At 43.7% G+C, this 18,965-nt stretch carries 22 protein-coding genes; 7 read left to right on the forward strand and 15 right to left on the reverse strand.

Annotation, left to right across the window (positions count from 1 at the left end):
- Positions 1-4: 4 nt before the first annotated feature.
- Both uvrC and trxA read right to left on the reverse strand, forming a co-directional pair.
- Positions 5-1,957: an excinuclease ABC subunit UvrC gene (uvrC, locus tag PAENI_RS08795; RefSeq protein ID WP_316502764.1), complete on the reverse strand. Its 1,953-nt coding sequence runs from the start codon at positions 1,955-1,957 to the stop codon at positions 5-7.
- A gap of 121 nt (positions 1,958-2,078) precedes the next feature.
- Positions 2,079-2,396 (reverse strand): thioredoxin, encoded by a 318-nt coding sequence (trxA, locus tag PAENI_RS08800; RefSeq protein WP_042130884.1) that lies wholly within the window; start codon positions 2,394-2,396, stop codon positions 2,079-2,081.
- Between the two features lie 358 nt (positions 2,397-2,754).
- Between trxA and PAENI_RS08805 the strand changes: the two genes are divergently transcribed.
- On the forward strand, positions 2,755-2,910 hold the full coding sequence (locus PAENI_RS08805) for a YqzM family protein (protein WP_143759540.1): 156 nt from the start codon (positions 2,755-2,757) through the stop codon (positions 2,908-2,910).
- A gap of 165 nt (positions 2,911-3,075) precedes the next feature.
- Here the strand turns inward: PAENI_RS08805 and dnaI are convergent, their stop codons facing one another.
- From dnaI to PAENI_RS08820, 3 genes are all read right to left on the reverse strand, one after another.
- The gene (gene dnaI, locus PAENI_RS08810) at positions 3,076-4,032 is read right to left on the reverse strand and encodes a primosomal protein DnaI (protein ID WP_149644997.1); all 957 of its coding nucleotides are present in this window, start codon (positions 4,030-4,032) and stop codon (positions 3,076-3,078) included.
- A gap of 18 nt (positions 4,033-4,050) precedes the next feature.
- A complete protein-coding gene (locus tag PAENI_RS08815; protein ID WP_042191562.1) occupies positions 4,051-5,589 on the reverse strand; it encodes a replication initiation and membrane attachment family protein in 1,539 nt (512 codons plus the stop codon).
- Positions 5,590-5,881: 292 nt separating this feature from the next.
- Positions 5,882-6,178 (reverse strand): YuiB family protein, encoded by a 297-nt coding sequence (locus PAENI_RS08820; RefSeq protein ID WP_042130887.1) that lies wholly within the window; start codon positions 6,176-6,178, stop codon positions 5,882-5,884.
- Between the two features lie 349 nt (positions 6,179-6,527).
- Between PAENI_RS08820 and hemQ the strand changes: the two genes are divergently transcribed.
- Positions 6,528-7,280 (forward strand): hydrogen peroxide-dependent heme synthase, encoded by a 753-nt coding sequence (hemQ, locus tag PAENI_RS08825; protein WP_042191564.1) that lies wholly within the window; start codon positions 6,528-6,530, stop codon positions 7,278-7,280.
- Positions 7,281-7,339: 59 nt separating this feature from the next.
- Here the strand turns inward: hemQ and PAENI_RS08830 are convergent, their stop codons facing one another.
- On the reverse strand, positions 7,340-7,618 hold the full coding sequence (locus PAENI_RS08830) for a hypothetical protein (RefSeq protein ID WP_042191567.1): 279 nt from the start codon (positions 7,616-7,618) through the stop codon (positions 7,340-7,342).
- Between the two features lies 1 nt (position 7,619).
- Positions 7,620-8,813, reverse strand: coding sequence for an NAD(P)/FAD-dependent oxidoreductase (locus PAENI_RS08835; RefSeq protein ID WP_042130890.1), 1,194 nt, complete (start codon positions 8,811-8,813; stop codon positions 7,620-7,622).
- Positions 8,814-9,144: 331 nt separating this feature from the next.
- On the opposite strand from PAENI_RS08835, the gene PAENI_RS08840 reads away from it, so the two are divergent.
- The gene (locus PAENI_RS08840; RefSeq protein WP_094877850.1) at positions 9,145-10,119 is read left to right on the forward strand and encodes an NAD(P)/FAD-dependent oxidoreductase; all 975 of its coding nucleotides are present in this window, start codon (positions 9,145-9,147) and stop codon (positions 10,117-10,119) included.
- Positions 10,120-10,250: 131 nt separating this feature from the next.
- Here PAENI_RS08840 and sda read toward each other — a convergent pair whose 3' ends face one another.
- Both sda and PAENI_RS08850 read right to left on the reverse strand, forming a co-directional pair.
- Positions 10,251-10,394 carry a sporulation histidine kinase inhibitor Sda gene (gene sda / locus PAENI_RS08845; RefSeq protein ID WP_036685584.1) on the reverse strand — a complete coding sequence of 48 codons (144 nt, stop codon included), beginning with the start codon at positions 10,392-10,394 and terminating at the stop codon, positions 10,251-10,253.
- Between the two features lie 314 nt (positions 10,395-10,708).
- Complete coding sequence (locus PAENI_RS08850) at positions 10,709-11,371, reverse strand: YheC/YheD family protein (RefSeq protein WP_076285243.1); 663 nt, start codon at positions 11,369-11,371, stop codon at positions 10,709-10,711.
- A 330-nt stretch (positions 11,372-11,701) separates the two neighbouring features.
- On the opposite strand from PAENI_RS08850, the gene PAENI_RS08855 reads away from it, so the two are divergent.
- Entirely contained in the window at positions 11,702-11,911 is a 210-nt protein-coding gene (locus PAENI_RS08855) for a hypothetical protein (RefSeq protein WP_042191571.1), read from the forward strand.
- Positions 11,912-11,978: 67 nt separating this feature from the next.
- Here the strand turns inward: PAENI_RS08855 and PAENI_RS08860 are convergent, their stop codons facing one another.
- Complete coding sequence (locus PAENI_RS08860) at positions 11,979-12,431, reverse strand: GNAT family N-acetyltransferase (protein WP_149644998.1); 453 nt, start codon at positions 12,429-12,431, stop codon at positions 11,979-11,981.
- A gap of 101 nt (positions 12,432-12,532) precedes the next feature.
- Entirely contained in the window at positions 12,533-12,892 is a 360-nt protein-coding gene (locus PAENI_RS08865) for a HesB/IscA family protein (RefSeq protein ID WP_149644999.1), read from the reverse strand.
- A gap of 372 nt (positions 12,893-13,264) precedes the next feature.
- Between PAENI_RS08865 and mqnE the strand changes: the two genes are divergently transcribed.
- Positions 13,265-14,371 carry an aminofutalosine synthase MqnE gene (gene mqnE / locus PAENI_RS08870; protein ID WP_149645000.1) on the forward strand — a complete coding sequence of 369 codons (1,107 nt, stop codon included), beginning with the start codon at positions 13,265-13,267 and terminating at the stop codon, positions 14,369-14,371.
- Positions 14,372-14,420: 49 nt separating this feature from the next.
- Positions 14,421-15,482, forward strand: coding sequence for an NAD(P)/FAD-dependent oxidoreductase (locus tag PAENI_RS08875; protein WP_042191580.1), 1,062 nt, complete (start codon positions 14,421-14,423; stop codon positions 15,480-15,482).
- 68 nt (positions 15,483-15,550) lie between these two features.
- Here PAENI_RS08875 and PAENI_RS08880 read toward each other — a convergent pair whose 3' ends face one another.
- Positions 15,551-15,805 carry a YuzB family protein gene (locus PAENI_RS08880; RefSeq protein WP_149645001.1) on the reverse strand — a complete coding sequence of 85 codons (255 nt, stop codon included), beginning with the start codon at positions 15,803-15,805 and terminating at the stop codon, positions 15,551-15,553.
- A gap of 81 nt (positions 15,806-15,886) precedes the next feature.
- On the opposite strand from PAENI_RS08880, the gene PAENI_RS08885 reads away from it, so the two are divergent.
- The gene (locus PAENI_RS08885; protein ID WP_042130899.1) at positions 15,887-16,135 is read left to right on the forward strand and encodes a NifU family protein; all 249 of its coding nucleotides are present in this window, start codon (positions 15,887-15,889) and stop codon (positions 16,133-16,135) included.
- A 155-nt stretch (positions 16,136-16,290) separates the two neighbouring features.
- Here PAENI_RS08885 and PAENI_RS08890 read toward each other — a convergent pair whose 3' ends face one another.
- The 3 genes from PAENI_RS08890 to PAENI_RS08900 are packed head-to-tail and all read right to left on the reverse strand — an operon-like array spanning position 16,291 to position 18,882.
- On the reverse strand, positions 16,291-17,148 hold the full coding sequence (locus PAENI_RS08890; protein ID WP_149645002.1) for a MetQ/NlpA family ABC transporter substrate-binding protein: 858 nt from the start codon (positions 17,146-17,148) through the stop codon (positions 16,291-16,293).
- 58 nt (positions 17,149-17,206) lie between these two features.
- Positions 17,207-17,866: a methionine ABC transporter permease gene (locus PAENI_RS08895; protein WP_076285248.1), complete on the reverse strand. Its 660-nt coding sequence runs from the start codon at positions 17,864-17,866 to the stop codon at positions 17,207-17,209.
- Positions 17,866-18,882, reverse strand: coding sequence for a methionine ABC transporter ATP-binding protein (locus tag PAENI_RS08900; protein ID WP_076300346.1), 1,017 nt, complete (start codon positions 18,880-18,882; stop codon positions 17,866-17,868). Before PAENI_RS08900 ends, PAENI_RS08895 begins: the two co-directional genes overlap by 1 nt.
- Between the last annotated feature and the right edge of the window lie 83 nt (positions 18,883-18,965).

Here is an 18,965-nt window from a genome sequence, read left to right on the forward strand (position 1 = left end):
ATGCCTATGTCGCTGGCTCTTCATCCTTGAGCGCCTCAAGAATTTGACTAGCCAGCTTTTCGCCAATAGAAAGTGATTTAAAATCTTCTACGGAGGCTTCTTTAATTTTCTTTAGCGATCCGAAATGCTTAAGCAGCGCCTTGCGCCGCTTCTCGCCAATACCTGGTATGGAGTCCAGTTTAGAAGTAACCATAGACTTCCCACGTTGTTCACGGTGGAAGGTGATGGCGAATCTATGCACCTCATCCTGAATCCGTTGCAACAGATAAAATTCCTGACTATCCCGAGCCAAAGCAACAGGTTCTGGCGGATCTCCAACCAAAAGCTGAGCCGTCTTATGCTTATCATCCTTGACGAGACCACAGACCGGAATGAATAACCCCAGCTCGTTCTCCAGAATATCAATAGCTGAGGATATCTGCCCTTTACCACCATCGACTACGATAAGATCTGGTATCGGCAGGTTCTCTTTCAGCACCCGTTCATACCGCCGCCGGATGACCTCGCGCATCGTTCCATAATCATCCGCACCCACCACCGTACGAACCTTATATTTACGATACTCTTTTCGTGCGGGCTTGCCATCAATGAAGACAACCATCGCAGAAACCGGATTAGTCCCTTGAATATTCGAGTTATCGAACGCCTCGATCCGGCTTAAGCGTTCGAGCCCCAAACTCTCGCCTAAGCTCATTGCAGCACCAGAGGTACGTACTTCATCTCGTTCAATAAGCCGGAACTTCTCATCGATTGCGACTGTAGCATTTTGGCAGGCCATACCGACCATCTGCTTCTTGAGGCCACGCTGTGGCACTAGCACTTTGGTGCCGAGCCACTCCTGTAGAATAGAGGCGCCACCTGCAGCATCAACGACACCTGCTGCTGATGCTTCCGCAGCGGCCATTTCACGCGCCTCAACTTCTTCAGGCGATTCAGGGGTATCTTCCCCCTTTTGTAGATCTTCTTCGGCTGGAGCAGCAATGACAATCGCCGGTTTAGCTTCTTTATCAACCACTGCTTCCTCGTCAAGCACATCCGGCAGAAGAATCTCCTGCGGCAGAGCAGGATTATCACTGTAATACTGCGTCACATAAGACATAAAGTCACTGTAGGCTTCCCCATAGAACGGAAAGACAGAGGAGTGGCGCTGAATCATCTTCCCTTGTCTCATGTACAGAATCTGTACACACATCCATCCCTTGTCTACCGCATAACCAAATACGTCACGATCTTTAGTATCTGTGGTGTTAATCTTTTGTTTCTCCATCAATGCATCAATATGGATAATCTGATCCCGCAGTTCCTTCGCACGTTCAAAATATAATTCCTCAGCAGCTTCCTGCATCTTCTGCTGTAGATCCTTCTTAACCGCATCATGACCTCCGCTAAGAAAAGCAGCAATATCTTGCGTAATCTGCTCATACTCAGATTTCTGCACTTCCTTCTCACAAGGCGCCAAGCATTGGCCCATGTGATAGTAAAGACAGACCTCCTTTGGCATTACGCCACATTTACGGAGCGGATACATACGATCGAGGAGCTTTTTCGTTTGCTGTGCAGCATAACCATTAGGATAAGGGCCGAAATATTTTGCTTTATCTTTAATCACCCGGCGTGTGACTTCAAGCCGAGGGTGAGTTTCATTCGTTATTTTGATATAAGGAAATGTCTTATCGTCCTTCAGAAGTACGTTATAACGCGGCATATGCTTCTTAATCAGATTGCACTCGAGAATGAGCGCTTCCATGTTACTGGACGTAACAATATATTCGAAATCAGCAATGTTAGCGACAAGCCGCTGAGTTTTACCATTATGACTGCCTGTAAAATAAGAGCGAACCCGGTTCTTAAGCACCTTCGCCTTACCCACATAAATAATGGTGCCTTCTTCATTCTTCATCAGATAGCACCCGGGCAGGTCGGGTAATAGAGCCAGTTTGTTGCGGATATTGTCCAAAATGATCCCCTCCAGCTAAATTGGACCCATAATTAATTGGCATTCAGCACACAAAACGCCTCCGGAATGAACCGAAGGCGCTGAGCGGCAGGGCCGAGGCCCGAACAGTAGCATTTAACAATTATTGATGTTTAGCTACGATATTTTTCAGGGATTCTTTGGAGTTCAATCCCACAACTTTATCTACCGGTTGACCGTCTTTGAAGAAGATCAGGGTTGGGATACTCATCACGCCAAAACGGGAAGCCGTTTCCGGATTCTCATCCACATTCAATTTTGCAATCTTCACGCTGTCTCCCAGTTCTGCGGACAATTCGTCCAAGATTGGAGCAATCATCTTACAAGGACCACACCAAGGAGCCCAGAAGTCTACTACTACAGTACCTTGACCTTCCACTTCGTTACTGAAGGTTTGGTCAGACACGTTCACGATAGCCATGATATTGTTCCTCCTCTAAAGTTTTACGAAACATTACTCCACTCTAAACCAAAGCTTAGTTTATGGAAGCTGCTCCGAAAATATAAGTTAATAAATTGTTTCATGTAATATGATAACCAAATTACCACTTACCGACACAATTCCAGTATAACATATCTTTAAGGGATATGTTATATATCACATACAATTATATTGCTCTCAAACTAATTTTATTTACGTTACTCTTTTCTTTACAATCTCCCCAGCCTTTCGGTATACTCTAAGAAAGCGCATTAAATGTCAATGACTTATTTCATAATGGTCAACTCAATTTGCATCTTAACAATACAGGCATTGTCCCTGTAAGGAGGCAGAAGCTATGGATGTCAACGCGCAAGCACGGGACCCACGAGAACATATCAACGAAGAACCCCGCAATGATCTAGGCGATTTAATGAATGGATTTTTCGGAATGACTGCATTTATGACCGTTGTCTTTTTCGGCATGGTTATCATTAAGTTCATTTCGGAGTAAGGGAATCATCGCAATATAAACAGAGGCCGTCTCAAAAGTAGTAAATGCTACTTAGGGGGCGGCTTCTTTTTTTGAGAGTAAATAAGAAAAAACAGAGAGCAACGATCCTCCAATAAAAGGAGAAACGCTGCTCTTTTGAATGTTACGGTTATGAATATTTCGAGTTTATCTAATCGTCCCCCGTTGATTCTCCCCATGCAGTGGAATAACATCCACAAAAGGAGCAATACGATCCATCAAACGTTGACCTTTATAAATCTCCTCGCCATCCTTGCTCGTAAAGCTAAGATGTTTCTCCAACCCATCGAGCGGATAATTTGAGGTATAGAAGGTTGGCTTACGGTTCATCCGATAATTCAGAATCGCACCAAGCACATGATCACGCGCCCATGGATTCAAGTTCTCCGCACCAATATCATCAAAAATAAGTAAATCGCAGTTTTTCAACGTATCTACGGTTTCCTTCATCTTCTGGCCGTCCATCATGATCGACTTCAAATCCTCGATAAAATCTGGCATATATACGATAACTCCAGTATAGCCGGCAACAGCAAGCTCATGAAGCAAGTAACACATCAGAAATGTTTTGCCTGTTCCGAAAGTCCCATGTAAATAAATCCCGCGCGAGGTCAGACCCTCTTCTTTAACACTCGTGATATAATCAAATATTTTATTAACCGCTGAGACCCGGCGTGGATCCTTGCCCATAATATCTATTTCATCATAACCGCCATTGAGCACACGCTCGTCCACATAAAAGCTACGGATACGTTTGCGGATGTTATCCTGATTATCCTGTGCCACTTTAAGCCGGCATGCCGTCTTGCGCTCATATAAGTCCGCCGAACCATTCACGCTCTCGACCGTAAGTTTGCTAAAGTGACCAGGGAAATCATTCGGACATTTCTCTAGACCCGGACAGTTCGCACAGTGGCGGCTTTCCTCTACATATTGATACAGGCGGCTCATATGAAGCCGCAGTCGCGAATCATCTAACTCAGGATGTTCAGACTGTAATGCCTTCACAAGTGGATGATTGAATAACTCCTGTTCAAGATCGCGTTGACGCTGCCGTAGAGTTGGATTGTTAATCGAACGAAGCACATCGCCCATAGACTCCATAGTTCCACCTCTCTTTCATTACGGCGCTTGGGAAACGCCTTTTTTCTTGTTGGCTTTAATTTCTGCCGCTTTCTTCATCATCGCCGCGAATTCCTCTTCCGATACCGTTCCGGCACTTCCATCGTCCAGCACAATCGGAATTTCCGGTTTAGCGGATCGACCTGTATTTTTAGCATATGAACGTGATCGAGATCCTGCCGCCGTGTTAGTTGTAGCTCCCTTGCCTTTCACTTTGGACTGATCCCTGATATATTTTACAGCCTTTTCGTAGGTGTTCACCTGTTTAACCAGCATATTGGAAGCGATAGCCTCCACAAAATTGCGGTTCATTCGCTGTTCTCCACCTGAGGCTACCATAGTCATTAAGTAATGAATAAGTACATTGATTACTTCACCGCTTAGCTTATAGTTCAAATCTATTTTCTCAAACATATCCATCAAATGACTGGGTACTGCACCTGGGAAAAAAGTTTGAAGCAGCCGCGTATAAGGTTCGTTCCGCAGCATCATATTATATTGGTGGATGTCACATTTGGACAAAAATTGTGGTGGTACTTCTACATAATACTCCATCTCTACAGATTGCTCCGGTGGTGCTATAGAATCATCATTCTCTTCAGAGGCACTGGAACGGATGGAAACAACCTTAGCAGCAGCAACTTCACGCTTTTCTTGTCGTTTCATATCCTGCCTGAAATGCTGGCTCGCTTTATATTGCAGTGCATCCAGAATAACCTCGCCATCCGGTGAGAACACGCCATCTTCATCCAGCAGACGACATAAATCCTGCGGACTGAGTTCGTACTTATGAGCTACATAGTTAATAACACCCATTTGAGTATGGTCAAAACGCAGTTTTTCTACATGAGCCCGGTTCACGGATTCCCTTGGAAAACGCAAAATAATATCACTATATCCAATCGCTTGTTCTCCAGATTCACGCATACCAGGCTGACGCACAGTGGCTACTTCTGCAAGTGCCTGCTCCAGCTCATAATCAATGACATGTGTATTAAGTTGAAAAATATCATAAAAAGGCACGGAGATATTCTCTTTGCCTATGGATCTGCGACTCCATTCTTCTGGCTCTCGATTCCAGAATTGTTCCCGTAAGGACAGCACAGCAAATTTGCCGATTTTATCGCGTAACAGCAACGTCAAATGCTGAGTGGCAAAAAAGTCAGCTGGCGATAGCGGCGGCATAAGCTCATATTCATATAAGTAATCATCGGTTTCCGGCACATAGATTCGACAGGTCTGTAGCAGACCTACCGCTTCTAAACGGGAAGCCTGATCTATTAAATATTTGCGGCCTTTCTCATTTGGTTCAACGCCTAGCGTCATAAATAATCTGCGCTGTTGCTCCACTCCAGAATAGCCAATGCTATCTGCTGGTACATGTTCAACCAGCAAGCGATAGAAACTGATTGCAAAAGCTCCTACCATAGGCTGATACACAGAGCTAAGCATACGTCCATCTATAACACTAAGACCAAATTCGCGGGAAACGCAGTACCGATGATGTTCGGTGAAATGATGTAAGTTACTCATGCGCATCTACGGATACCCCCTTGTTTTCACGAATTCATACAGGATTCTATTCTATCATAAAAAACGTCGCCGGAAATGTAAATAAACTACCAATTCCGACTCTTTTCGCTATATAATCAGCTTTTTCATACGATTATCTACCTCTATTAAACAAGAAGAAACGGCTTCGCTGTCCTCTGGAAGAGGAAGGTTCCGTTTCTCGCTGAATTTCAAAATTGATTCTTAGCGTAGAACTAAAAGCTTATATGTTCAAAAAAACGACTCTCACATCAGAGCCGCAGGTCTTCCGATTAAATCTTTAAAACATCTTGTAACCGCCAAAGCGCAGTTTTTGAATGGTCCATCCACTCAATATAGCACCTGCAAGACCAGCGACACCAGTTAAGTAATCAACAAAGTGGAAACTGGAGAGATGCTCCCAGAGCGACATCGCGCTTCTATCCCAAATGGAATAGACTACGACGGGTAGAATAATAAGTACGAATAGATAAGCGGGAAACCAGGTTGTCTTCATTAACATGTTAAGAATAAATCCAATACCAAACATCATCACAAAGAATAAAACGGTTAGGATAAACACTGGAATAAACCCCATCTTACCGTCACTACCCCTTTCTATAAAGAAGCGCACATCTTATACGAGCTAGTAGTAAGTTTACTAGAAAAAATGTCACGAAGCAATGAACTTTATTCAAAATTAGGTCTAATACTCTTACAACGGAATGTCATCATTTGCTCTAAGCAACTTGATTGCGATACAATGCATATAGATTAATAAATCATACATAGTCTATGATGCAGGAGCTTCGTAGCTAGTTTTACTCGATGTTATTTCAAGCGGAGCCTATGCTTCGTAAAACTAAGCGTATGCTTCCGATGTTAGTTTTACGCGATGTTATTTCAAGCGGAGCCTATGCTTCGTAAAACTTTTAAGGAGTGAGATCATGAACGAAGCCGCTATGACACTGGAAGGCTGGTATGCATTGCATGACTTCCGCTCACTGAACTGGACCGCATGGACGGCAGCAGATGATGAAGAACGTGCCGTTGCTCTGGAAGAATTACATGCTTTTATGCAAGAATGGAGTCCTGTCGAAGAAGCCAAACAAGGCAGCTCCGCGGTATATTCCATCGTTGGCCAGAAGGCCGATTTCGTAATGATGTTCTTGCGCGAAAGCTTGGAAGATCTGAACCAGCTTGAGACGGCCTTTAACAAAATCGCTTTTGCTCAATATACAACTAAAGCCTATTCCTACGTAAGTATTGTTGAATTAAGCAATTACCTTGCGGGGGGCAGCGATGGTAGTGATCCTATGCAGAATCCGCATGTTATCGCACGTCTAAAACCTGTTTTGCCGCAAGCGAAGCATATTTGCTTCTATCCAATGAACAAGAAACGCGAGCTCGCCGATAACTGGTATATGCTTGATATGGATAAACGTCGGGAGCTGATGGCTTCTCACGGATTAATCGGACGTGGTTATGCGGGTAAGGTGAAACAAATTATCACCGGCTCCGTAGGTTTTGATGATTGGGAATGGGGCGTAACCCTGTTCGCTGAAGATCCGCTGCAATTCAAGAAGCTGGTTTACGAAATGCGCTTTGACGAAGTCAGTGCTCGCTACGGCGAATTCGGACCTTTCTATGTCGGCAACCTGCTGACTGAGGATTCTTTTGAAGAAATGCTTAAATTGTAATTGTAATAATAAAAAGGGTGAGTCTCCAGATCTTTATGGAGACTCACCCTTTTTAAATGCTATAACGAAGTTCCTGCTTCCTCATCCTCTTCGCTGTCATCTTCATCATCACGCAGACTTTCCAAATATTCAGCCGTAGCCCTGTCACGCGCTCGCCCTTTTTCCTTTAAGCGTTCAATGCCAGGGAGAATGAGCAGATCAATTTCCTTTTGAACAACATACGCTAGATCGTACTGATTCTGATCCTCCAGATAAGATCCAACCTCAATCAGTCCGTTATATCGGTCCAATTCTTCTCGGGTCAGCAATCCACGCACCTGCACGCTGCAGTGACGCATCTTATAAGAATCTTCCTTTTTTCAGAACCAGCGGAATCCCACCGATAATGAACAAATAGCGCATATCCACAACTTTTTTCAATTGAGCTGCAGTCCAGCCCTTGTAAGTTTTGCTGCCAACTACAGCAATCCCTTGACCTTTACCTAGAGAAGCTACTGTTCCTTTATTGCTGAATGCGAATTTCTTGGGTTGTTGATTACGGATCGCAGCCACCAAATTATGTGCACAGCACTCTCCCTGTTGCATAGCAATTTGTGCCGTTGGCGGATAAGGACGCCCTTCTGGGTTAATCATCAAGGAGCCGTCTCCAATAATGAAGATATTGTCTTGGCCTGGTGCACGTAAATATTCATCTACTTTCACACGTCCACGCATAGCTTCAAATCCTGCAGCTTCAATCAGACGATTCCCTCGAATTCCGCCTGTCCAGACAATTGTAGAAGCCTTAATCTCTTCGCCTGATGCCAGAATTACACCGTTTGGTAGACATTCCTTGATCGCAACGCCCATCTTGAATGTAACACCCTTCTTAGTGAGCAAGTTCATCGCATACTCAACAAGTTCAGGAGCAAATCCAGGCAGAGCTGTTGGAGCAGCTTCTATGTTATATATATTTACCATGCTTGGATCAACGTCAAATTCTTTGCACAACCCAGGGATGCGGTCAGCTAATTCGGCCACAAATTCAATTCCGCTAAAGCCGGCACCACCGACTACGAAATTGATATGCTCCTGAGCATTGTTCTCGTTCTTATATTTGGCAAATTGATACTCAATATGTTCACGAATCAAACGAACGGAGTTGATGCTCCGGATCGTCAGTGCGTATTTATCAAGTCCTGGAATACCGAATGTTTCAGGCTCTCCGCCCAAAGCAATGACGAGATAGTCATACGAAAGAGTACCATCCTCCAAAATAATCTTTTTCTGCTGGGTACGAATTTCCTGAACAGATGACTTAACGAGATCGATCTTGAATTCATCGATTAGTTTAGAAATAGACACCCGAGTGTGTTCAATACTATCTGTACCCGCGGCAGGCATATGTAGATGGGTAGTAAAATAGTGGTACTCGTGACGGTTTACGAGCGTGACATCCGCTTCATTATAGTTCAAAGCCTTCTGTAAGCGCTGTGCGGTCAAAATACCCCCATAGCCCGCGCCTAAGATTACGATTTTGGGAATACTACTCATGTTCCGGCTCCTTCCAAGAGGTAAATCTGTCTTTGTATTTTTTATTGAAACAATGTACGGTCCTTTTTGTGAATTTATACACTTATATTTAGAAGAAATTCCAATCAAACTTAAAGGATTTCTAAATTGACCATATCCATTGTAAACCTTAGTGTACTATTAATCAAACATTAAAATACTAAAAAACGTCACATTCTTATTGTGTTCTAAAGTCTTTCTTTGCAGGTATGTGTCACAATGTTTATAATAAGAAAGAATACAAGTATGGCAAAATGAATATATCAACTCGGAGGTGTAATATCCCGTGACACAAGAGCAATCCGGCGTTCCTATGAGCGACCTTTTAATCATAGGTGGCGGTCCAGCTGGCATGTTTGCCGCATTTTACGGTGGGATGCGTCAGGCATCAGTAACACTTATTGAAAGTATGCCCCAATTGGGAGGACAACTTGCTGCACTTTATCCTGAAAAATACATTTATGATGTAGCAGGTTTTCCAAAAGTAACTGCACAAGAATTGGTTGACAACCTGACACGGCAAATGGATATGTTCCAATCGAATATCCGGCTGGAGGAGAAAGTAATTTCTGTTCAGAAACGGGACGAACGCCATTTTGTAGTTACAACCGATGTAGCAGAATATCACAGTAAAGCTATTATCATTACAGCTGGCGTAGGCGCTTTTGAACCTCGTCGTTTAGAACTGCCAGACGCAGGACGGTTTGAAAAAGCCAACCTTCATTATTTTGTAAATGATTTAAATGCCTTTAAAGATAAAAAAGTTCTGATTAGCGGTGGTGGAGATTCCGCAGTAGACTGGGCACTAATGCTGGAACCGATCGCGGAGCAAGTAACCCTGATTCACCGCCGGGATAAATTCCGTGCGCATGAGCACAGCGTAGAGAATCTGATGGCTTCCAAAGTTAACGTAATTACACCTACTGAAATTACAGAACTGCATGGTGACGAGTTTATTACTAAGGTTACCTTATCTCATATCAAGACCAAGGAAACACAAGAAATCGAAGTCGACAGTGTAATCGTCAATTTCGGATTTGTTTCCTCTCTGGGACCCATTGCAGAGTGGGGTATCGATATTGAAGGGAACTCCATTGTCGTTGACTCACGTATGGAAACGAGTATTCCGGGAATCTTTGCAGCCGGCGATATCACCACATATCCAGGTAAGCTGAAGCTAATTGCTGTAGGATTCGGCGAAGCCCCAACGGCTGTGAATAATGCAAAAGTCTACATCGATCCGGAAGCCAAGCTTTCACCAGGACACAGTAGTAATATGAAACTCTAATTCTATCTACCACAATAAAAAAGGGTATTCTGACAGGCCTATCAATACTAGCCTATCAGGATACCCTTTTATGTTTGTGACTCGCGGTTTATTTATATGTAGCCTGCTACAAAGGTATACTTTGCGCTCTTTTAATGAAGAACCGCATGAACTGGAGAGTGTAAGTTTCGTTTGCGAATCTCAACGAGTAGAAGAGCGATGAAATCATGCTCTAGTTGCAGTTCTATCGCTCTATGGTAAGAGTCTAGAAGCATCTCATCGGACAATTCAACCATAACGTTCATCTACCTTTCCTGTATTTGGATCTGAATCTATCATATCAAACTATCATTTTTCGAACAAGCGTTCGTGTTATCCACAAGTACATGTGGAAATCCTGTGTATAATATGTGCGTAAGCGTTACAAAGGTGATAACTGCACAGTGGAATATGGGGATAATAGTTATACACAGGACTGAACCACTTGTATACAGCTAAAAATATATTTTTATTGTAAATAAATCACAATATAATTTACCCCAAAAGAACGCAACTAAACGCAATTTTATCTTACTACTCTATTATCGTCAATTCTAAAATTTTTGTTAATTTACTGAGGTCTTGTATTAACCTCCAGAATCCATATTTTACCTGAATAATCCACGGCGTAATCAAAACCCAGTTCGCCTATTCCAGGGAAATGCCGCTCCATCAGTTCGATACATACGAGCGTCAGCCTGCGCATTTCTGCTTTCTTCGCTGAGGCTTTAATTCGAGGCAAGGATCTGCGAAGTCCTTCTCGACAAGAAAGCATCGTGCCTCCTTTACATAAATTAGTTACGAACAGGCCAGGTCGGGCCAATCTTCCCACCATAGAGCGAAACTCCCAAACACCGCCATTTCTCACTACTTTGACCCGATAATCAATAGGACGCCCACCAATTCTGGCGAGAGAAATCCCCTGTTGAATCAAATATTTACGTCTAACCTTGACGAAATGAAGCGCTCGTCTCATGGATCTAAAGTCCTTGTAAATTCGAGTTCTGTCCATATAAGTAAATCCAAAACCTCGACTATCCCGAAACACTTTAATTACACCGTAACCTCCACCGCCAACTATTGGTTTAATAACAACATTTCCGTATCTCCGGAGCATGGCTAACAGTGAGTCAGCCGAATACACCCTCGTCATTGGTATATAATGAGAAACCCTCGCGTCACTGAGCAATGCTTCTGTCTTCAACCATTTGCTAGCCAATTGTCTTCCCGACATCGTCCTTTCCCTCCTTTCACATTCCAGCCTACCCTATACATTACTCAGAAAAGGCCCCACCCTCTTGTATGATTGTCCGTGTAGGAGGAAGCTCTTAGCAAAAAGGGCTTAGAGCTTGTATCGACAACATTCTCAACCTCGCAGGTTAGATTGCAGATTTTGTAGAACCTCATTTCTGAACATTCGACATCTAAATCGCAATGGATGAGTTCACTATAACTAGAATAATCTTCAAAATCGTTGTATTATTAATAGCGGTTACATTTTCAATTCCTACTATATAATAATGAATTAGAGGCTCGCTAAAAAACAGCGCGGGGAGGGCTCGGAATGGCTCAGTTTTTCGAGGTATTATATTGGGTGGCCATGCTTGGGATGTCCATCGTATTGGCTGGAACGACTATACTGATCTGCGCTATTGGCTTTAAATTCATTAAAGACAGACGCAGAGCACTGGGTGCTGGCTGTATTGCCTTTTCCCTTGGAGCCGCAGGGCTCATCGTGTTTATGATTAATTACAAGTTTATTATTCCAGCCTAATTGTACGCAGGAACAAACAAAAGCCCTCTCGAGGAATTCCATCGGAGGGCTTTTGTTTGTATGTCACTCATATATCTAGCGTAAGACGGATCATATCCACTACCTTGATCCCATTTTCAACAATCTCTTCACTATAATGTCTGATAAAAAAATCTCTATCGATTCCGGTAATCCTAAATCCACATTTCTGATAAAGAGCCAGTTGTCCTACACTAGAATTTCCCGTACCCACTTCAATCGTCTTCGCACCAAGTAATCTCGCATTCTGAATCGCATGATACACCAACTGTTTTCCTATCCCTTTACTTTGCCGATTCTCATCAACGGCTATATTCACTAGCTCCACTGTCTCAGGTCTCGTTTGTAGCAAAACATAGACACCTATAATGCAAATCTCCACTTCAGCTACAAAACATTGCCCTCTTTTTAAATACGCTTCAACAAGACTTAGGGAAGGATCGGCTAATAACAACAAATGTAAGGGTGGTTGTTCTTCTGCGTTTAATTTCCTAATTAGCATGCTTAGAGCTCCTTGTGATGACTTTTGTCATTGAGAATAAAAAAAGCCTCCAAGCCCCTGTTGTAGAACTCAACATGGGACTTGAAGGCGTAACGTCGCGATTAGCAAGGCTCTTCGTTCGGTTTTCCAGCATCCGTAGCTGTACGGAAGCTTGAGCCACAGCCACAGGTTGCAGTAGCGTTCGGGTTATTAATGGTGAAGCCACCTGTCATGCCGGATTCTTCAAAATCAATTTCGAGACCATCAAGGTAACGAAGATTCTCTTTCTCCACGACAACCTTCATTTCTTGGATGTCCATATATACGTCCTGATCGGTTTCATTATCATCAAAGCCCATAGCGTAAGAGAATCCACTACAACCGCCGGGCGTTACTCCAACACGGAGGAACATGTTCGGCACTTCTTGTTCAGCAAGCATCGCCTTTAATTGTTCTGCTGCCTTTTCGCTAATATTAATCATGATCATATCCTCCTATAAATTAAACTTACTTCAACAGAAAAACTTATGTTTAAGGGACCTTCCGGTCAAAAGTTACTTTCTTAAAAATATATACTTAATAAACTCAGTATAACCGACTATTCCATTACCCTCAAGTCACAACTGCCTTATGCTTGACCTGCCACACCAAAATAAACCATCCATATCCAGCTGTTGATCCCCTTATAAGAGAGGTTTATAATAAGGTAGGCAAACATAAGTAAAAATTCGGAAATTTGTCACGGAGGCTAAACCTCCGATTTATTTTCATGAATGAACAGCTACCGTCTGGGTAAGTCTGGGAATTATCTGCGGGCAATGGACCCCGTAAAACTTTCAGGAGGAATTTATTATATGTCTACTCTTTTCACCCCCCAAACAGACGCCCGAATGATGAACATTATTGAAAAAGTTCGCGGCGGCGAAAGATTGAATTTAGAAGATGGCGTTTATTTATGTCAAAGTAACGACCTACTTACGATTGGCCAATTAGCAAATGAAGTCAATCTTGCAAAGAACAACAACAGGGTATATTTTATCGAAAACATGAGTCTATATTTCACCAATGTTTGCGAATCTCACTGTGCATTCTGCAATTTCCGCAAAGATGATGGAGAAGAGGGTGCTTATACCCTTTCCGGTCAGGAAATGGTGCAATATGTCGAACAGCATATTCATCCAGGTGTGCGCGAATTCCATATCGTAGGCGGTCATAATGACAAGGTTCCTTTCCAGTATTACGTGGATTCTTTAAAAGCCTTGAATGAACGTTTCCCTGAGGTAACCTTAAAAGCGTACACTGCAGCCGAAATCGATTTTTTCACCCGAATTAGCGGATTGAGTATTCGTGAGGTACTCGAGCAGCTGCGTGCTGCAGGACTTAAGACGCTTACTGGTGGTGGCGCAGAAATATTATCCGATCAATACCGTAAAAAAATGCGTGTAGATAAGGCTAATGTGGAAGAATATCTAGAAGTTCACCGAACAGCACATCAGCTTGGCATGAAGACACATACAACTATGCTTTACGGCTCGATTGAATCTCATGAAGATCGTATCCGGCACATGATGCAGATCCGGGATCTACAGGATGAAACCAATGGCTTTATGGTATTCATTCCATTATCTATGCAGCCTAAGAACAAGAATGCAGGGATTATGCGCCGCAACTCCGCTTATGAGGATCTGAAGACGATTGCGATCAGCAGATTGATGCTGGATAATTTCGATCACATCAAAGCGTACTTTATTAATATCGGTCCTCAGCTTACTCAAGTTGCACTGAACTTCGGTGCTTCTGACGTCCATGGTACTATTCTTAAAGAACGCATTAGCCATGCGGCTGGTGCCTTAACACCTGAAGGCCTCACTCGCGATGAATTGATCTGGTTAGTAAAAGGTGCTGGACGAATTCCAGTAGAACGCGACACGTTCTACAATGCGATAAAGGTATACGAATAAAAGACTACCTAGATCCGTTATCCTATATTGGAAAGGAAGTTCGGTCAGCATGAGAACACTACTCGTTCTGGGCGGCGGCTATGGCGGCTTGGCCCTAATTCAAGAATTGCTCAATAATCACCTTCCACAGGATATTGAAATTATCTTAATTGACCGAATGCCTTATCAAGGAATCAAAACGGAATATTATGCGCTTGCCGCAGGTACAGTAACTGACTATCACTTGCGGATCCAGTTTCCGGTTCATCCCCGTCTCACTATCCGTTACGGTGAGGTGAGTTCCATTGATTTGGAGAGTAGAATCGTTACAATGGAGCCTGACGAGACTGTGTCTTATGACATACTTGCCATTGCACTAGGTTGTACCGACAATTACCATAACATCCCTGGAGCTGATCAATATACTTGCAGTATCCAGACCTTTGCAGGAACACGCGAAACTTACCAACGTTTAAACGATGTGAAGCCTTATGGAACAATAAACATTGTAGGCGGAGGACTAAGTGGAGTGGAATTGGCGGCAGAGCTTCGGGAGAGCCGACCAGATCTTAATATTGCTATTCTGGATCGCGGTGAACGTGTCTTATCTGCCTTCCCTGCGAAGCTGTCACAATACGTGGAGGAATGGTTTCACCACCATCAAGTACAGACACTCGGACGTGTCTCCGTATCCCATGTAGAGAAAGATGCGCTTTTTAACGGTACAGAGGAAATTCTTTCAGATGTTACGGTATGGACCGCGGGGATCCAACCGGTGAAGGTTGTTCAGGAATTAACAGTCCCGAAGGATCGCGGAGGACGAATCATTCTGGATGAATATTATCGTGTACCTGATTATCCAGAAGTGTATGTAATTGGCGACTGTGCCAGCCTGCCATTCGCTCCAAGCGCACAAGCCGCAGGAGCGCAGGGTGAGCAGGTTGCTCAGGTTATTCAAGCCATGTGGCGCGGCGAGACCCCTAAGCTTCATCCTATTCGTCTAAAGGGTACCTTAGGCTCGCTAGGCAAGAAAGCTGGATTTGGTCTGATGGGCCAACGCTCCGTCAAAGGACGGGTTCCCCGTATCCTTAAGAGCGGGGTGCTCTGGATGTCAAAACGCACTTTAGGATAAACCTAAGGGCTGCTCTTTTCCGTTATAAATACGAAAAAGAGCAGCCCTTTATTTTCCACAAAAAGCATTTAGTCAAGGTCCATGTTGAACCAAGCCTCTAGCTCTTTGATTTTAGCATCAATTTTCTCTTCTAGCTCGGCAACCGTATCTGCAGCAACGATGTCACCTTCAACCATGGCAAAGGGAGTTAAATAACATTCCCCACAATTGTTCAGGCATCCGTATTCGATCACATCGTAATCTGGATTTTCCTCCAGCTTATGCATTAGCTTGTCTGTTCCGTGACCCATGTTACTGGCACAAAATTCAATAATTGGTCTCATGATGATCTCCCTATTCCGCCTAACCATTTTATTTTTTAACTTTTTGTACTATAATGAACTTATGAAAGGAGTGATTGAGAAATGAGTGAGAATGCACAAAGCACCGAAATGTATGATGAAGTATTGGAAGTGCTGGATAAGCTTCGTCCGTTCCTGCAACGCGATGGCGGCGACGTTGAACTGGTCGATGTAGAAGACGGCATCGTTAAGTTGAAACTTATGGGTGCCTGCGGCAGCTGCCCAAGCTCCACGATCACCTTGAAAGCCGGGATTGAACGCGCCCTTCTTGAAGAAGTAGAAGGCGTACAAGAAGTTATGCAAGTATTCTAATCCCATTCAATATCATTCCCGATCCTCCTCTTCAGGAGATCGGGATTTTCTTATTATAGAGGATTTACACTTCCCCTACAACATACAGCATAAAACCCGCTTGCCGTTAGGCAGCGGGTTTTATGCTGTATTAGAGATTAAGTTAGCTTTCTGTCTTAAAATGCTGGAATGATCGAGCCTTTGTACTGCTCTTCAATAAAAGCTTTAGCTTCTGGAGAATTCAGTGCAGCGGCAAGCTTTTTGATTGCATCAGAATCTTTATTGTCAGGACGAGCTACCAGGATGTTAGCGTAAGGGGAATCCGTACCCTCAATGAACAAAGCATCTTTAGTAGGAACTAGGTTAGCTTCCAAAGCATAGTTAGTGTTAATCAAGGCAAGATCTACTTCATCCAATTGACGACCTAACATTGCTGCATCTAGCTCGATGATTTTAAGGTTTTTCTTATTTTCAGTGATATCTGCTTGGGTAGATGTGATGTTGGTATCATCTTTCAAAGAAATCAGTCCATTTTTGGCAAGCAGGATCAGTGCACGACCACCGTTTGTAGCATCATTCGGGATGGCAACTTTCGCACCATCAGCCAGCTCGTCGATGGATTTGATTTTTTTGGAATAAGCACCAAAAGGTTCAACGTGAACGGCTGTAACAGAAACTAGATCCGAACCGTTCTTTTGATTCTGGTCATCCAGGTAAGGTTGATGTTGGAAGAAGTTAGCATCCAGATTCTTCTCTGAAAGCTGAACGTTTGGTTGAACATAGTCAGTGAATTCTTTGATTTCTAATTTAATTCCTTGCGCTTCAAGCAATGGAGCAATAGCTTTTAGGATCTCAGCGTGCGGAACAGGTGAAGCACCAACCACCAATTTTACAGGTTCTGCAGGTGACTCAGTTGCAGCACCATCTTTTGGTGCATTAGTAGCAGCCGAGTTAGAAGCATTATTGTTATTGCCGCAAGCAGCCAGCACCACAACCAGTGTCAGACTAAAAAAAGTAAGTAGTAATTTTTTCATTTTAAATCCCCCTCTTATCCTTGGTATTTGTATGAATAAGGCTATATATGGACGTACCTTATTTCCGTGTGAAATGTCGTACTAGTCGATCACCGGCCATTTGTAGCAGTTGCACCAGTATGACCATCAAGACTACAGAGATAATCATAACTTCCTTCTCATATCGGTAATATCCGTAACGAATCGCTAGATCCCCTAGCCCGCCGCCGCCTACCATCCCGGACATTGCCGTATAGGAGACCAGTGTAACCAGTGTGATCGTAACCCCAGCGAGCAGACCTGGACGAGCCTCTGGCAAAAGAACACGCATAACGATCTGATTCGTGGATGCTCCCATCCCTTGCGCCGCTTCGATTACTCCACGATCCACTTCTCTTAATGCCGTTTCCACCAAGCGAGCAAAGAATGGAGCTGCACCAATCACGAGTGGTGGAATCGTACCGAGTACTCCGATGGAAGTTCCAACAACGGCTTTGCTAAATGGAATTAATGCTACCATCAAAATGATAAACGGTACCGAACGTAGGATGTTTACGACGAACGATAAGACCGAGTAAATTACTCTGATTACTATACTATTCGATCTTCCCCATAAATACAATACAATTCCGAGTGGTAAACCAAGAATAATTGTGAACAATCCAGAGAATATTAACATTTGCAAGGTAGCAACTGTAGCATCCATCATTTCTTGCCAGTTTAAGTCTGCGAAATTCATTACGAAATCACCTCCACTTCAAGGCCTTGAGCGGTTAGTTCGGCTATCGTCACAGCGATCGCTTCAGCTGGACCTTCGAACCGAACAATCATTTGTCCATAAGGTACGTCTTTTATCGTTGAGATGGTACCATGCAGAATGGCGAAGCTAACACCTGTCTCACGTACTACATTGGAAAGTGCAGAGCCGTAGGTCTTCTCTCCGAAAAAAGTAATTTTGACGGCCTGAGAGTTGTCCCCAGCAGCAGCGTCAAGCGCCGTACGAAGGGGTCCCTCATTCTGTGACTCACTGCGAATGAAATCGCGAGTGACCTCATGCTGCGGCTTCAGGAATACCTCCGTAACTTTACCTTGCTCAACGATACCACCACCATGAATGACCGCAACACGGTCGCAGATGCTCTGAATCACGTGCATTTCGTGAGTGATCAGCACAATGGTAAGATGGAATCGTTTATTAATATCGAGCAATAGCTTAAGAATAGAGTCTGTCGTTTGTGGGTCAAGCGCAGAGGTTGCTTCGTCACACAGCAGCACATCAGGGTCGCTGGCAAGTGCCCGTGCGATGCCGACCCGCTGCTTTTGTCCGCCTGATAATTGGGAGGGATATTTATCCCGGTGTTCTTCAAGCCCCACTAAGGCAAGCAAATCTTTCACTTTAGTATCAATATCTGCTCTCGAGGTGCCTGTGAGTCGCAGAGGAAAAGCAATGTTATCGTACACCGTCGCAGAAGATAGCAGATTGAAATGTTGAAAAATCATCCCAATTTTGCGCCGCTGTTCCTGCAGCTGACCTTGAGTAAGCTTAGTTAGTTCAATGCCATCTACCCAAACTTCCCCTTCTGTCGGACGCTCCAACAGATTAATGCAACGGATCAATGTACTTTTCCCCGCTCCAGAATGGCCAATAACTCCGAATATTTCACCTTTCTCGATAGACAAATTCAATCCGGAAAGTGCTGTAGCCGCATGGCTGCCTTTTCCATATACCTTTGTTATTCCTTTTAGATTAATCAACGCTCGTCGCCCCCTTTATATTTCACTTATTCCATACAAAAAAACCTCCGACGATCGATGCAGATCGCAAGAGGCTCTGTGTG

The organism is Paenibacillus sp. B2(2019) (assembly GCF_008370385.1).
In the GTDB taxonomy this organism is placed as follows: domain Bacteria; phylum Bacillota; class Bacilli; order Paenibacillales; family Paenibacillaceae; genus Paenibacillus_AQ.

What these genes read in the sequence shown, in the direction of transcription:
- trxA (WP_042130884.1), bottom strand. Translation starts at nt 2,396, where the DNA reads ATGGCTATCGTGAACGTGTCTGACCAAACCTTCAGTAACGAAGTGGAA.
- PAENI_RS08805 (WP_143759540.1), top strand. Translation starts at nt 2,755, where the DNA reads ATGGATGTCAACGCGCAAGCACGGGACCCACGAGAACATATCAACGAA.
- dnaI (WP_149644997.1), bottom strand. Translation starts at nt 4,032, where the DNA reads ATGGAGTCTATGGGCGATGTGCTTCGTTCGATTAACAATCCAACTCTA.
- PAENI_RS08815 (WP_042191562.1), bottom strand. Translation starts at nt 5,589, where the DNA reads ATGCGCATGAGTAACTTACATCATTTCACCGAACATCATCGGTACTGC.
- PAENI_RS08820 (WP_042130887.1), bottom strand. Translation starts at nt 6,178, where the DNA reads ATGGGGTTTATTCCAGTGTTTATCCTAACCGTTTTATTCTTTGTGATG.
- hemQ (WP_042191564.1), top strand. Translation starts at nt 6,528, where the DNA reads ATGAACGAAGCCGCTATGACACTGGAAGGCTGGTATGCATTGCATGAC.
- PAENI_RS08830 (WP_042191567.1), bottom strand. Translation starts at nt 7,618, where the DNA reads ATGCGTCACTGCAGCGTGCAGGTGCGTGGATTGCTGACCCGAGAAGAA.
- PAENI_RS08835 (WP_042130890.1), bottom strand. Translation starts at nt 8,813, where the DNA reads ATGAGTAGTATTCCCAAAATCGTAATCTTAGGCGCGGGCTATGGGGGT.
- PAENI_RS08840 (WP_094877850.1), top strand. Translation starts at nt 9,145, where the DNA reads ATGAGCGACCTTTTAATCATAGGTGGCGGTCCAGCTGGCATGTTTGCC.
- sda (WP_036685584.1), bottom strand. Translation starts at nt 10,394, where the DNA reads ATGGTTGAATTGTCCGATGAGATGCTTCTAGACTCTTACCATAGAGCG.
- PAENI_RS08850 (WP_076285243.1), bottom strand. Translation starts at nt 11,371, where the DNA reads ATGTCGGGAAGACAATTGGCTAGCAAATGGTTGAAGACAGAAGCATTG.
- PAENI_RS08855 (WP_042191571.1), top strand. Translation starts at nt 11,702, where the DNA reads ATGGCTCAGTTTTTCGAGGTATTATATTGGGTGGCCATGCTTGGGATG.
- PAENI_RS08860 (WP_149644998.1), bottom strand. Translation starts at nt 12,431, where the DNA reads ATGCTAATTAGGAAATTAAACGCAGAAGAACAACCACCCTTACATTTG.
- PAENI_RS08865 (WP_149644999.1), bottom strand. Translation starts at nt 12,892, where the DNA reads ATGATTAATATTAGCGAAAAGGCAGCAGAACAATTAAAGGCGATGCTT.
- mqnE (WP_149645000.1), top strand. Translation starts at nt 13,265, where the DNA reads ATGTCTACTCTTTTCACCCCCCAAACAGACGCCCGAATGATGAACATT.
- PAENI_RS08875 (WP_042191580.1), top strand. Translation starts at nt 14,421, where the DNA reads ATGAGAACACTACTCGTTCTGGGCGGCGGCTATGGCGGCTTGGCCCTA.
- PAENI_RS08880 (WP_149645001.1), bottom strand. Translation starts at nt 15,805, where the DNA reads ATGAGACCAATTATTGAATTTTGTGCCAGTAACATGGGTCACGGAACA.
- PAENI_RS08885 (WP_042130899.1), top strand. Translation starts at nt 15,887, where the DNA reads ATGAGTGAGAATGCACAAAGCACCGAAATGTATGATGAAGTATTGGAA.
- PAENI_RS08890 (WP_149645002.1), bottom strand. Translation starts at nt 17,148, where the DNA reads ATGAAAAAATTACTACTTACTTTTTTTAGTCTGACACTGGTTGTGGTG.
- PAENI_RS08895 (WP_076285248.1), bottom strand. Translation starts at nt 17,866, where the DNA reads ATGAATTTCGCAGACTTAAACTGGCAAGAAATGATGGATGCTACAGTT.